General features: G+C 65.0%; 9 protein-coding genes. 5 read left to right on the top strand and 4 right to left on the bottom strand.

Annotated elements, in window-relative coordinates; all coding sequences use genetic code 11:
* Positions 1-124: 124 nt before the first annotated feature.
* The 5 genes from OKW43_RS18820 to OKW43_RS18800 all read left to right on the top strand — a co-directional run bounded on the left by OKW43_RS18820 (position 125) and on the right by OKW43_RS18800 (position 6,598).
* Positions 125-817, top strand: coding sequence for a VOC family protein (locus tag OKW43_RS18820; RefSeq protein ID WP_429451723.1), 693 nt, complete (start codon positions 125-127; stop codon positions 815-817).
* A 116-nt stretch (positions 818-933) separates the two neighbouring features.
* A complete protein-coding gene (locus OKW43_RS18815; RefSeq protein ID WP_429449029.1) occupies positions 934-2,130 on the top strand; it encodes a PLP-dependent aminotransferase family protein in 1,197 nt (398 codons plus the stop codon).
* 103 nt (positions 2,131-2,233) lie between these two features.
* Positions 2,234-2,698, top strand: coding sequence for a RidA family protein (locus OKW43_RS18810; RefSeq protein WP_429449027.1), 465 nt, complete (start codon positions 2,234-2,236; stop codon positions 2,696-2,698).
* Positions 2,699-2,893: 195 nt separating this feature from the next.
* On the top strand, positions 2,894-3,793 hold the full coding sequence (locus OKW43_RS18805; protein ID WP_429449025.1) for a PhzF family phenazine biosynthesis protein: 900 nt from the start codon (positions 2,894-2,896) through the stop codon (positions 3,791-3,793).
* A 441-nt stretch (positions 3,794-4,234) separates the two neighbouring features.
* The gene (locus OKW43_RS18800) at positions 4,235-6,598 is read left to right on the top strand and encodes a bifunctional diguanylate cyclase/phosphodiesterase (protein ID WP_429449023.1); all 2,364 of its coding nucleotides are present in this window, start codon (positions 4,235-4,237) and stop codon (positions 6,596-6,598) included.
* 108 nt (positions 6,599-6,706) lie between these two features.
* Here the strand turns inward: OKW43_RS18800 and OKW43_RS18795 are convergent, their stop codons facing one another.
* The 4 genes from OKW43_RS18795 to OKW43_RS18780 all read right to left on the bottom strand — a co-directional run bounded on the left by OKW43_RS18795 (position 6,707) and on the right by OKW43_RS18780 (position 14,043).
* Positions 6,707-7,165 carry a CopD family protein gene (locus OKW43_RS18795; RefSeq protein ID WP_026225677.1) on the bottom strand — a complete coding sequence of 153 codons (459 nt, stop codon included), beginning with the start codon at positions 7,163-7,165 and terminating at the stop codon, positions 6,707-6,709.
* Between the two features lie 139 nt (positions 7,166-7,304).
* Complete coding sequence (parC, locus tag OKW43_RS18790; RefSeq protein WP_187635101.1) at positions 7,305-9,626, bottom strand: DNA topoisomerase IV subunit A; 2,322 nt, start codon at positions 9,624-9,626, stop codon at positions 7,305-7,307.
* Positions 9,627-9,686: 60 nt separating this feature from the next.
* Positions 9,687-11,672 carry a DNA topoisomerase IV subunit B gene (locus OKW43_RS18785; RefSeq protein WP_187635102.1) on the bottom strand — a complete coding sequence of 662 codons (1,986 nt, stop codon included), beginning with the start codon at positions 11,670-11,672 and terminating at the stop codon, positions 9,687-9,689.
* Positions 11,673-12,108: 436 nt separating this feature from the next.
* Positions 12,109-14,043 (bottom strand): ATP-binding cassette domain-containing protein, encoded by a 1,935-nt coding sequence (locus OKW43_RS18780; RefSeq protein WP_187635103.1) that lies wholly within the window; start codon positions 14,041-14,043, stop codon positions 12,109-12,111.
* Between the last annotated feature and the right edge of the window lie 120 nt (positions 14,044-14,163).

Genomic DNA, 14,163 nt, shown 5'->3' with positions numbered 1-14,163 from the left:
CGCATGGCGCGCCGATCGATCCGGCAACGGTTATGCTTACGGCCCCGGCAGCGCAGCCGTTACGCGTGGCGCGCAGCTAGCCTTTGCGCAAAACAGCGTTTTCCGTCGATCCGCCATGACAGCCATGACAGCTCAATCGCTCAGTCTCGATCATCTCGTCGTCTCCGCGCGCACGCTGGACGAGGGTGTCCAGTACGTCGCCGATACGCTCGGCGTCGCACCGGCCGGCGGCGGCGCGCATCCGCTGATGCGCACCCATAATCGCCTGCTCGGCCTGTGGGCCGGCGTCTACCTTGAAGTGATCGCGATCGATCCGCGAGCCGCGGCCGACGCAGCCGACGGCGCCACGCCGCGCCCGCGCCTGTTCGCGCTCGACAACCCGGCGACGCAGGCGCGACTCGAAGGCGGGCCGTATCTGTCGCATTGGGTCGCGCGCGTCGAGCGGCCGAAGCACCTCGCGACGTGGCAGGCGCAGTACCCGCAGCGCATCGCGCCGGTCGTACCGATGACGCGCGGCGATTTCACGTGGGGCCTGACGATGCCCGACGACGGGTCGTTCCCCGCCTGGCAAGGCGCCGGCGACGGCGTGCTGCCATCGCTGATCCAGTGGGACTCGACGCGTCATCCGTCGCAGCTGCTCGCGCCGACGAACCTCGCGCTGAAGGCATTGAAAGCCGTGCATCCACGGCCGGAGTTGATCGGCGAACAACTGCGCTGGCTCGGCGCCGCGCACCTGCTCGACGTCCAGCCGACCGACGGCGCCGCGGCGCTCGTCGCGGAATTTGAAACACCCGAGGGTCCGCGAACTCTCGGATAAGCAGCGCGTGGTTCGGCAGACCGGTGGCACCCTGCTGGCCTGCCTGCGGCAACGGTTGCCGAGTCACGCGATAATCGAAGTTTTGACCGGTTCCAGAAATACCAGTAGAGGAGATCATGGACCAAAGCGATCTGAAAGCCCCGATGTGGCAATTGTCCGAACGCGCACGCAAGCTCACGAGCTCCGCGATCCGCGAGATCCTCAAGGTCACGGAACGGCCCGAAGTCATCTCCTTCGCCGGCGGCCTGCCCTCGCCGGCCACCTTCCCGGCCGAGCGCATGCGCGAGGCGTCCGACCGCATCCTGCGCGACACGCCCGCCGCGGCGCTGCAGTACAGCGCGACCGAAGGCTATCTGCCGCTGCGCGAATGGGTCGCGCAACGCCACTCGCTCAACGGCGCGCAGATCCGTGCGTCGCAGGTGCTGATTACTACCGGTTCGCAACAGGCGCTCGACCTGCTCGGCAAGGTGCTCGTCTGCGTGGATAGCCCGGTGCTGGTCGAAACGCCGACCTACCTCGGCGCGCTGCAATCGTTTTCGATGTACGAGCCGCACTACGTGCAGGTGCCGACGGACGAGCAGGGCCTGATCCCGGAAAGTCTGCAGCCGGAACTGACCCAAGGCGCGCGTCTGCTGTACTCGCAGCCGAATTTCCAGAATCCGACGGGCCGCCGTCTGCCGGTCGAACGCCGCCGCGCACTCGCCGAGTTCGCGAAGACCGCGCCGTTCCCGGTGATCGAAGACGACCCCTACGGCGCGCTCGACTACGCGGGCGAACCGCTGCCGACGATGCTGTCGATGGCGCCCGATCACATCGTCTATCTCGGCTCGTTCTCGAAGGTGCTTGCGCCGGGTCTGCGCGTCGGCTTCATCATCGCGCCCGAAGAGCTGATCTTCAAACTCGTGCAGGCCAAACAGGCCACCGACCTGCACACGCCGAGCTTCACGCAGCGCATCGTGCACGAAGTGGTCAAGGACGGTTTCCTCGACACGCACGTGCCGACGATCCGCGAGCTGTATCGCGACCAGTGCGACGCGATGCTCGCCGCGCTCGAACGCTATATGCCCGAAGGCGTCAGCTGGAACCGCCCGGAAGGCGGCATGTTCATCTGGGTCAATCTGCCGGCGGCGATCGACACCATGAAGCTGCTCGAGGAAGCGGTCGCGCAAAACGTCGCGTTCGTACCGGGCGCTCCGTTCTTCGCGAGCGACGCGCAGCACAACACGCTGCGTCTGTCGTTCGTCACGGTGCCACCGGCTAAAATCGACGAAGGCGTGGCGCGTCTGGCCGCAATCGTGCGCGCAAAAATCTGAACGGCGCTAGCCGCACTGCCATCGGGGCGAAGTTACCACGCGCGTTGCGTGCGGATTTCGCCCCGCCCGCATTCATCCAATCTCACCGAAACGAGGACAAGACATGGCTCAATCGAATGTGTACGACAAGCTCAAGGAACTCGGCATCGAACTGCCGGCGGCGGGTGCGCCGGCAGCGGCCTACGTGATGAGCGCGCAAAGCGGCAACACGGTGTACCTGTCGGGCCACATCGCGAAGAAGGACGGCAAGGTGTGGGTCGGCAAGCTCGGCGCGACGCTCGGCACCGACGAAGGCAAGGCCGCGGCGCGCTCGATCGCGATCGACCTGCTCGCCACCTTGCATGCGCACGTCGGCGACCTGAACCGCGTGACGCGCATCGTCAAGCTGATGAGCCTCGTCAACTCGTCGCTCGATTTCATCGAGCAGCATCTGGTCACGAACGGCGCATCCGAGCTGATCGCCGACGTATTCGGCGAGCGCGGCAAGCACGCGCGCTCGGCGTTCGGCGTCGCACAGATCCCGCTCGGCGCGTGCGTCGAGATCGAGCTGATCGCCGAGGTCCAATAGCGTCGACGCAATGTGACGACGCATGCGGTGTTGCGTCGGATTCGTACATGATTCACGCCGCATTGCGATTCAAACGCGCCGTCGGGTGTCACGCACCGGCGGCGCGTTTCTGTTTTATGGCGACGGTGGATCGCCGGCGCGCAGGCAGATAGAATCCGCGAATTCCCTTAACGTCCATTGCGCCGGGGCCTGTCGATGTCCGCTCACACCGTTCGTTTCAAACAGGTCGACGTGTTTACGTCGACACCGTTCAAGGGCAATCCGCTTGCCGTCGTGTTCGATGCCGACACGCTCGATACCGCGCAAATGCAGGCCATCGCGCGCTGGACCAATCTGTCGGAAACCACGTTTCTGCTGAAGCCCACCGATGCGGCCGCCGACTATCGCGTACGCATCTTCACGCCGGGCGGCGAGTTGCCATTCGCGGGTCATCCGACGCTGGGCACCGCACATGCTTTGCGTGAAAGCGGCTACCGGCCGAAGCAGGCCGGCAAGCTGATCCAGCAATGCGGCGTGGGTCTCGTCGAACTCGAAGCGCTCGACGGCGCCGACAGCATGCACGGCGCATGGGCGTTCGCCGCGCCGCCCGCGCGCGTGACACCACTCGCCGAGCATCGTTACGCAGCGCTGTCTACGGCTTTACGTAGTCAGGCGATCGACTTCAGCGCGCCGCCGTGCGCGGTCGACAACGGCGCACCGTGGCTCGTCGTGCGCGTCGATTCGGCGCGCGCCTGCCTCGCGCTCGACCCTGATACGGCGGCGCTCGCCGAGCTCGTGCATGCGGTCGACACACATGGTGTTGCGGTGTACGGGCCGCACGACGCCGACGGCCCCGCGACGTTCGAAGTCCGTTGCCTGATGGCGGGCGGCGGCTTCGGCATCGGCGAAGACCCAGTGACGGGTAGCGCCAATGCCGCACTCGCGGGTCTGCTGAACCTGCAACAACGTCGTCCCGGCGCGCGCTACACGGCGCGTCAGGGCACCGCGCTCGGCCGCGCGGGCGACGTGTCGGTCCACTACGACGATGCGCGCGGCAAGATCTGGATCGGCGGGCCTTCGGTGACCATCGTCGACGGCACGTGCCGGCTCGCGTAAGCGAATTGCGGCTTCGCGCACACGCCACGAGACGCCGCAAGTCGCCACTTCACACCACAAAAAGCCTCAGCGCGATGACGTCGCCATACCTGGTTCTCCGAATTCATCGCGGGCCGGGTGTCGATGAAGTCTTCGACACACCACCGATCGATCGCGTCACAAGACCGGCGATGCAGCGCACATGAACAGCCGGACAGAGGCGCCGCCGCGCCAGCGTATACCCCATGCCCGGACGCTTCCTTAATCCAGTGCCATTCAGTAATATCGAGACGTATATAGCGAACCCTGTCCGATGACCTGTGGACGGTCCGGCGCGGCGCCACGCTCTCTCCTCCTGCGCAGCAGCTTTGGCACCTTGGTCTCCATGCAGCCATCCATCTATTTCGCGCAGTCGATGCCCGTGCGTTTGCAAGCGGCCCGCACCCAGCCAAGGCCCGCACGATGACTCAGTCCCGCTTCTCCGAGCCGCGCGACACCAGGCCGCGACGCGATCCAATGGTCACGCGCCGGCGCGCGTTGCTCGTCATTCCTGCGCTCGGGGTACTCGTACTGATCCTGCTGTGGACCGTGATCTTCGCGCGGCTGTCGGTAGAAAGGGACGCGACGTACCGCGAAGCGATGGCGTCTTCCGCCATACTTTCCGCGGCGCTCGAGCAGCACACCATCAAGGCGATACACCAGGTCGATCAGATCACGCGCTTCGTCAAGTACGAGTTCGAAAAGACGCCCAATCATTTCGATCTCGCGAGCACGGTCGAAAAAGGCGTCGTGCAAAGCGAAACGCTCGTGCAGGTGTCGATAATCGACGAGCACGGCAGACTGCTCGCCACTACGGCCGAACTGAATCCCGTTCACATCGACCTGTCGGACCGCGAGCACTTCAAGGTCCACGAGCACGAGAACGACGACCAGCTGTACATCAGCAAGCCGGTGCTCGGCCGCGTGTCGGGTCACTGGACGCTGCAGATGACGCGGCGCCTCAATCATCCGGACGGCTCTTTCGCGGGCGTCATCGTGGTCTCCGAAGATCCGGGCTACTTCACGTCGGACTTCTACAACAACGCGGCGATCGGCCGCGAAGGCGTGATCGCGGTGATCTCGGACCGCGGCACCGTGCTCGCGCGCCGCACCGGCAACACCAGCAAGGCGAGCAGCACGTTCACCGCGAGCGGCACGTATCCGACTTCGGAGCACGTGTCGGGCACTTACGTCGATTCGATCGACAACGTCACACGCATCGTGTCGTACCGGCACATCGACGGCTATCCGCTCGGCGTGCTCGTCGGTCTTTCGCAGGGCGAAGAATTCGCCGACTACAACCACACGCGCAACGTCTATCTGTTGATGGCGGGCTTCATCTCGCTCGCGATGCTCAGCTTCTTCGCGGTCGCCACCGGCCTGATCGGCAAGCTGCTCGGTCGCGAGCGCGAGATGACGCAACTCGTCGAATACGATCTGTTGACCGGCCTGCGCAATCGCTATGCGACGCTGCAGGCGCTGCGCCACGACGTCGCGCAGCCGTTCAGTCTCGGCCGCCTCGCGATTCTTTTTATCGACCTCGACAACTTCAAGACCGTCAACGACACGCTCGGCCACAACGCCGGCGACATCGTGCTGCAGATGACGGCCTCGCGCCTCGCCACCGCGGTCGGCGAGAACGGCACGCTGAGCCGCATCGGCGGCGACGAGTTCGTCGTCGTGATCAAGGGCGACGATGTCGAGAAGCGCGCGGTCGTGCTCGCCGAAGCCGCCGCGGAAGCGTTCTCGAAGCCGTTCGAGGTGCGCGGCAGCTCGTTCGTGCTGCATGCGAGCATCGGCATCGCGCTGTACTCGGTCGCCAACGAAAGCGAGATCGACCTGCTGAAAAAAGCCGACCTCGCGATGTACAGCGCGAAGGACGCGGGCAAGAACTGCTATCAGTTCTATTCGCCGCATCTGTCGCATCGCGCCGACCATCTGATGAAGTGGGAGCAGCAGTTGCGCGTCGCGCTCGTCGAGGGGCAACTGTTCCTCGCCTACCAACCGAAGATCGATCTGGCGCGTCGCTGCATTACCGGCTTCGAAGCGCTCGTGCGCTGGAACCATCCGCAACATGGACTGATTGCGGCCAGCGAATTCATCCCCGTGGCCGAGTCGACCGGCCTGGTCGTGCCGATCGGCGACTTCGTGATCGAGACCGCATGCCGTCAGCTCGCGCAATGGCAGCAGCAGGGCTACGACACGCTGTCGCTCGCGGTGAATATCTCGGCGGTGCAGTTCTGGCGCGGTGACCTGTTCGAAACGATCTCACGCGCGATCGAGAAAACCGGCATCTCCGCGCGCCGCCTCGAGCTCGAAATCACCGAAACGACGATGATGGAATTTCCGGAAGTCGTCTCCGAAAAAATCTTCGCGTTGAAGCGTCTCGGCGTACGCATCGCGCTCGACGATTTCGGCACCGGCTATTCGTCGCTGTCCTATCTGAACCGCTTCGCCGTCGATACGCTGAAGGTGGACCGTTCGTTCGTCCAGGCGATCCCCGGCGATCGCAGCGTCTGCGTGATGGTCACCGCGATCGTCAACCTCGCGCGCTCGCTCGGGCTCACGGTGGTCGTCGAAGGCACGGAGACCGAAGAGCAGATCGCGTGGCTGGCCGCGCTCGGCAATATCGAGGCACAGGGCTTCCTGTTCTCGCGTCCGGTGCCGGTGGAGGCGATCCCCGCACTGCTCGATCGCTTCGGGATATGCGGTATGAACAAGCTGAGCGCCCGCCGCGCCGCGCACGAAGCCGACAGCACAAGCAGCGTATCGAGCACCAACAATTAAAGGGCGGGCGTGCGGTTCGTGGCTCGCGTACGGCGCCGCGACGTGACGTGTCGCGGCTCACGCCACACCACGCCAGCCGCGCCGCTGGCGATCGGCGATATCGGCAGATCAGAATCCGCGCGACAGCACCGCGACGCCGATCGTCACCACACCCAGCACGAGATTGATCAGCACCAGACGGCGGACCGTGCCGACCGCTTGCGCGCCATCGGGCCACTTCTGCGCCTGCACGGCGCGGCGAATGCGCGGATACACCGCGAAGCGGATATGCCCGAAGATCAGCATCATCACGATGCCGAGGCCGGCCATCGCATGCAGAGGCCAACTGGCATGACCGCCGCCGAATTGCATCAGCAGAAAGCCGCCGCTGATCAGGATCACGAGCACCGACACCCCGACCCAGTTGAAGAAGCGGCCGAACACCGACTCCCATAGCGGCAGGCGCAGTTGCGGCGACAGATCGCCGAGCGCCGGACGCAGGCAGAAATGCGCGAACACCATACCGCCGACCCACACCGCCACCCCGAGCAGATGCAGAAAAAGCGCGACTTCGATAGCTTTGTTCATGTAATTTTCCTCTCCCGACGACGCCACACCATTTAGGACACTCGATCCCGCTCAGCAGCAACCGAGCGCGTTCGACCATGCGTGATGCGGGCAGTTCCGGATATCGACGTCGATTGCATCGTATTTTGTCGAGACTCCACTAAGCCGGTAGGACCGGGCGCATGCTGTCGAGCTTCAGCTTGCTGTCGGGCGCGCGTCCCTTGCGCGCGCGTTTGCCGACATGCGCGGCAAGCCCGGCGCCGGCAAGCTTCTCTTCGTCGACGCGGCCGCCACGGCGCGTGCCGATCAGCATCACGCCGGCCTTGTTGATCGCAAGCGCCTGCACGAGCGTCTCGTTGTCGTCGAGCGCCATCAGCGTGACGCCGCGGCCACCGCCCGACAGCGTCTTCATCTCGTCGAGGCCGAACACGAGCAGACGCCCGCCCGACGACAGACACGCGACCTGCGCCGCATCCGGCAGCATCGGCATCGGCGCGAGCGGCGCGGCACCGGCATCGATCGTCATGAACGACTTGCCGGCCTTCACGCGGCTCACCATGTCGCCGACCTTCGCGATAAAGCCAAAGCCGTTGCTCGACGCGAGCAGCAGCGCCTGTTCCGCCGGCGCGGCGTAGTAGTGCATCAGATGGCTGCCCGATTCGAGCTCGATCAACGACGTGACCGGCACGCCGTCGCCGCGTCCGCCCGGCAGCTGAGCCACCGCGACCGAATAGACGCGCCCGTTGCTGCCCCATGAGATCAACGTGTCGGGCGTGCGGCACTGGAACGCCGCATAGAGGCCGTCGCCGGCCTTGAAGCTGAAGCCCGCGGGGTCGAGGCCGTGGCCCTTCAGCGCGCGCACCCAGCCCTTCTGCGACACCACGACCGTCACCGGCTCGTCGACCACGCGCGCTTCGAACGTCGCGCGCTTTTCCTGCTGGATCAGCGTGCGGCGCTCGTCGCCATATTGTTTCGCGTCGGCTTCGATTTCCTTGATCAGCAGCCGCTTCATCGCCGATTCGCTGCCGAGCAGCTCTTCGAGCTTGGCCTTCTCGTCGCGCAACTCGGCCAGCTCCTTCTCGATCCTGATCTTCTCGAGGCGCGCCAACTGACGCAGCCGGATTTCGAGGATGTCCTCGGCCTGGCGGTCCGTCAGCCCGAACGCGGCCATCAGCGCGACCTTCGGCTCGTCCGATTCGCGAATGATGCGGATGACTTCGTCGATATTCAGGAAGACGATCATCCGGCCTTCGAGAATATGAATCCGGTCGTCGACCTTCGACAGACGATGCCGCGTGCGGCGCGTCACCGTCGTGAAACGGAACGCGATCCACTCGTGCAGGATTTCGCTCAACCCCTTCTGACGCGGCCGGCCATCGCCGCCGACCATCACCATGTTCAGCGGCGCGTTCGATTCGAGGCTCGTGTGCGCAAGCAGCGTGTTGACGAACTCGGTCTGATCGATGCGGCTCGACTTCGGCTCGAACACGAGACGCACCGGCGCGTCTTTGCCCGATTCATCGCGCACCGCGTCGACGAGCGCGAGCAGCGTCTGCCTCGTCTGCAACTGCTCGGGCGTCAGTGCCTTCTTGCCGAGCTTGATCTTCGGGTTGGTCTGTTCTTCGATTTCCTCGAGCACCTTCTGCGCGGCCGTATTCGGCGGCATTTCGGTGATCACGAGTTGCCACTGGCCGCGCGCGAGATCTTCGATCTTCCAGCGCGCGCGGACCTTCAGGCTGCCGCGGCCGGTTTCGTACGCGGCGGCGATTTCCGCCTCGCTCGAAATGATCTGGCCGCCGCCGGGGAAGTCCGGACCTGGCACATGCTGCATCAGCTCCGCGTGCGAGAGTTTCGGGTTGCGGATCAGCGCGACCGCCGCCCCCGCGACTTCGCGCAGGTTGTGCGACGGGATTTCCGTTGCGAGGCCGACGGCGATGCCCGATGCGCCGTTGAGCAGCACGAACGGCAGACGCGCCGGCAGCACCTTCGGCTCTTCGAACGAGCCGTCGTAGTTCGGCATGAAGTCGACCGTGCCCTGGTCGATTTCGGCGAGCAGCAGCTTCGCGATGGGCGTCAGGCGCGCTTCGGTGTAACGCATCGCCGCCGCGCCGTCGCCATCGCGCGAGCCGAAGTTGCCCTGGCCGTCGATCAGCGGATAGCGCATCGAGAAGTCCTGCGCGAGACGCACGAGTGCGTCGTACGCGGACTGGTCGCCATGCGGGTGGTACTTACCGAGCACGTCGCCGACCACGCGCGCCGATTTGACCGGCTTCGCGTTGTCGCCGAGGCCCATCTCGTTCATCGCGAACAGGATGCGGCGCTGCACCGGCTTCTGGCCGTCGCAAACATCCGGCAGCGCGCGGCCCTTGACCACGCTGACCGCATACTCGAGGTACGCGCGCTCCGCGTAGTTGCCGAGCGTCAGCACGTCGCTGTCCGACGGCGGCTCGTTGAAAAGGTCGAGAGTGTTATCGTCGTCCATCTAGATTCCGTGTCCGTGTTTGGCTTGAAGTGTCATATGCGGTGGTGCAGCGCGCGGCGCTCAGATGTCCGCTTCCACTTCGTTACCCTTCTCTTCGAGCCAGCTGCGGCGCGACGCCGCCTCGCCCTTGCCCATCAGCATCGTCATGCGCGCGACGGTCGCGTCGTAGTCGAGTACGCCGAGCGCGACCGGTTGCAGGCGGCGCGTGTCGGGATTCATCGTCGTATCCCACAGCTGCTCCGCGCTCATTTCGCCGAGACCCTTGAAGCGGCTGATCGACCACTGGTTGTCGCGCACGCCGTCCTTGCGCAGCTTGTCGAGAATCGCCTCGAGCTCGCCTTCGTCGAGGGCATAGAGCTTCTGCGCGGGCTTCTTGCCGCGCGCGGGCGCATCGACGCGAAACAGCGGCGGCCGCGCGACGCACACATGGCCGCGCTCGATCAGCTGCGGAAAGTGCTTGAAGAACAGCGTGAGCAGCAGCACCTGAATGTGGGAGCCGTCGACGTCCGCGTCCGACAGAATGCAGATCTTGCCGTAGCGTAGATTCGACAGATCGACCTTGTCGTCCGGACTGTGCGGATCGACGCCGATCGCCACCGAAATGTCGTGCACCTCGTTGTTCGCGAACAGGCGATCTCGCTCGGTTTCCCACGTGTTCAGCACCTTGCCGCGCAACGGCAGGATGGCCTGATACTCCTTGTCGCGGCCCATCTTCGCGGAGCCGCCCGCCGAGTCGCCCTCGACGAGGAACAGCTCATTGCGGCCGATTTCCGTCGATTCGCAATCGGTCAGCTTGCCGGGCAGCACCGCGACACCCGAGCTCTTGCGCTTCTCGACCTTCTGCCCCGCGCGCGTGCGCGCCTGCGCCTGCTTGATCACGAGGTCCGCGAGTTTCTTGCCGTGCTCGACGTGCTGGTTCAACCAGAGTTCGAGCGCCGGCCGCGCGAACGACGACACGAGCTTCACCGCATCGCGGCTGTTCAGGCGCTCCTTGATCTGGCCTTGAAACTGCGGATCGAGCACTTTCGCCGACAGCACGAACGACACCCGCGCGAACACGTCTTCGGCGAGCAGCTTCACGCCCTTCGGCTGCAGGTTGTGCAACTCGACGAAGCTCTTGACCGCTTGGTAAAGACCGTCGCGCAAGCCCGACTCATGCGTGCCGCCCGCGGGCGTCGGAATCAGGTTCACGTACGACTCGCGCGTGAGCGGCCCTTCCTCGCTCCACGCGACGACCCATGTCGCGCCCTCGCCTTCGGCGAACGTCTCTTCGCTCGAACGCGAGCTTTCCGCGTAGCGCTCGCCTTCGAACAGCGGAATCAGCAGGTCGCTGCCGTTCATGCCTTCGAGCAGATAGCCGCGCAGGCCGTCTTCGTATTTCCAGCTTTGCTGCTCGCCGGTTTTTTCGTTGACGAGCGTGACTTCGACGCCCGGCAGCAGCACCGCCTTCGAGCGCAACAGACGCTGCAGTTCGCCGAGCGGCAGGTTCGGCGAATCGAAGTATTTCGGATCGGCCCACGCGGTCACGCGCGTGCCGGATTTCTTGTCACCCCTGGCGGCGGCGCGCACTTCGAGCGGTTTCGCGACGTCGCCGTGCGCGAAGCTCAAATCGGCGACCTTGCCGTCGCGCCACACCGTGACGTCGAGTCGCGTGGACAGCGCGTTCGTCACCGACACGCCCACACCGTGCAGGCCGCCCGAGAACGTGTAGGCGCCGCCGGCGGCCTTGTCGAACTTGCCGCCCGCATGCAGGCGCGTGAAAACGATTTCGACGACCGGCACGCCCTCTTCGGGATGCAGGCCGAACGGAATGCCGCGGCCGTCGTCGTCGACCGAGACCGAATGGTCCGCGTGCAGCGTGACCGTGATTTGTCGGCCGTAGCCGCCGAGGGCTTCGTCCGATGCGTTGTCGATGACTTCCTGAATGATGTGCAGCGGATTCTCGGTGCGGGTGTACATGCCGGGTCGTTGCTTGACCGGCTCCAGACCCTTCAACACCTTGATCGACGCTTCGCTATACGCGGCGTTTGGCTTTTTCGTAGACATGATTGACTCGGTGCGTCGGTTCATCGTTGTGCACGGATCCTGTGGACAGGGCCGTGGACATGGCGTTGAGTTTTCAAAAAAAGCGAAACGAAACAACGGGGTTAGGCGGGGTGCCCGCGATGCGGGCAAGCTGTTTTGTCGCGCGGCTCCCGCTGGCGCGCCAGAAAGCCGGACATGGACGCATAGCCCGCCGGGAGAAGCCTGTTCGCGGGGTATTGTACTGATTTCGATCACGCCGGCAATTGACGTCGCGCTGAATTGGCCGACCGGACAAGGCGCGGCGGGCGCCGGGGGACATGCGCCGAAGGATGGAAGGCTCGCGCGACGGCTGCGCGATAGGTATCGGCGCAACTGACGGACGTGCGCCCGTTGCATTGTTCGGTGCGGTGCGCGGCGGCCTTATCTGTTGCTTTTTGTGCCGGCCGCACACGCCGCATTACTTGACGCGGTTTTCCAGCTCGTCCCAACGCTCGAGCGCGAGCATCAACTCTTCGTCGATCTCGGCATAGCGCTCCGTCAGACGCGCGCCCTCGCGCGCATCCTTCGCGAACACCGAGCCGTCTTCGAGCTGCGCGCCGATCGCCTTCTGTTCGGCCTCGAGGTCCGCAATCTGTTTCGGCAGCGCCTCCAGTTCGCGCTGCTCCTTGAACGACAGCTTCACGGTGCGCTGCGCATTGCGGCCCCCGGCGCTTTCCTTCGGCGCCGGTTCTTTCGGCGCTTCCTTGCTCGCCTCTTTCTGCGCGTCGAGCGCGAGTTGTTCCGAGCGATCGCGTTGCGTCTGCCAGTCGGTGAAGCCGCCGACGTATTCGCGCCACTTGCCGCCGCCTTCCGATGCGATCACCGACGTCACCACGTTATCGAGAAACGCGCGGTCGTGGCTGACGAGCAGCACCGTGCCGTCATAATCGATCAGCAGTTCTTCGAGCAGTTCGAGCGTCGGAATGTCGAGGTCGTTGGTCGGTTCATCGAGCACCAGCACGTTGGTTGGACGCGCGAACAGACGCGCCAGCAACAGCCGGTTGCGCTCGCCGCCGGACAGCGACTTGACCGGCGAACGCGCGCGCTCCGGCGCGAACAGGAAGTCGCCGAGATAGCTCATCACGTGCTTCTTCTGGCCGTTGACTTCGACCCACTCGCTGCCGGGGCTGATCGTGTCCGCCAGACTCTTTTCAAGATCGAGCGCCGCGCGCATCTGATCGAAATACGCGACCTGCAGATTCGTGCCGACGCGCACGTTGCCCTCATCCGGCGCGAGTTCGCCGAGAATCAGCTTCAGCAGCGTGGTCTTGCCCGCGCCGTTCGGACCGACGAAGCCGATCTTGTCGCCGCGCATCACCGTGTCCGTGAAGCGGTCCACCACCGTGCGCTCGCCGTAGCGCTTCGTCACGTCCGTCAGTTCCGCGACGATCTTGCCGGACTTTTCGCCCTGACCGACGTCGAGCTTCACGTTGCCCAGCACGTTGCGGCGCTCGGCGCGTTCGTTGCGCATCTGCACGAGCCGCGAGATGCGCCCGACGCTGCGCGTGCGGCGCGCCTCGACACCCTTGCGGATCCACACTTCTTCCTGCGCGAGCAGCTTGTCGAACTTCTCGTTCTCGATGCGCTCGACTTCGAGCTGCTGCGCTTTGCGCGTCTGGTACGCGGAGAAATTGCCCGGATACGACAGCAGCCGCCCGCGATCGAGCTCAACGATGCGTGTCGCGACGCGGTCGAGAAACGCGCGATCGTGCGTGATGAACAGCAGCCCCGCGCGCAGCGACACCAGCAGATCTTCGAGCCAGCGGATGCCGTCGAAGTCGAGATGGTTGGTCGGCTCGTCGAGTAGCAGCACATCGGGCTGCACGACGAGCGCACGCGCGAGCGCCGCGCGCTTCTGCATGCCGCCCGACAGCGAGCCGATGCGCGCTTCGCCGTTCAGGCCGATCTGCTGAAGCGTGGTCGCGACGCGGGTGCTCCAGTTCCATGCGTCCGCGGCGTCCAGCGACGATTGCAGCGTGTTCATACGTGCGAGCAGCGCGTCGTGCTCGGCGCCCTCGGGTGTGTCGGCGAGCTGATGCGCGACCGCGTCGTATTCGTCGAGCAGCGTGCGCGCCTCGGCGAGACCGGCGGCGACTGCGTCGAACACGGTGTCGTCGGCGTTGAACTCGGGCTCCTGCGGCACGTAGACCGTGCTCAGATGCTGCTGACGCGTGACCAGGCCGTCATCGGGTTTGGCCAGATCGGCGACGATCTTCAACAGCGACGACTTGCCCGCGCCGTTGCGCCCGATCAGCCCGACGCGCTCGCCCGCTTCGAGCGAGAAATCCGCGTGGTCGAGCAGCGCGACGTGACCGAACGCCAGCTGGGCTCCGGTAATGGTGTAAAGCGACATGGGAATTGGGGGGAAGACAGCGATGAGTCGGAACTGCTCATTGTACCGGGCGCGGGGCCGGTCGCAGGGATGCCGGGGGGACGACACGTGCAATGGAGCGCGCAGCGTCATCGGGGCGGG

It is taken from the genome of Paraburkholderia sp. WC7.3g, from assembly GCF_050436345.1.
Taxonomy (GTDB): Bacteria; Pseudomonadota; Gammaproteobacteria; order Burkholderiales; family Burkholderiaceae; genus Paraburkholderia; species Paraburkholderia podalyriae.
This window is presented reverse-complemented; position numbering and strand designations above follow the sequence as displayed.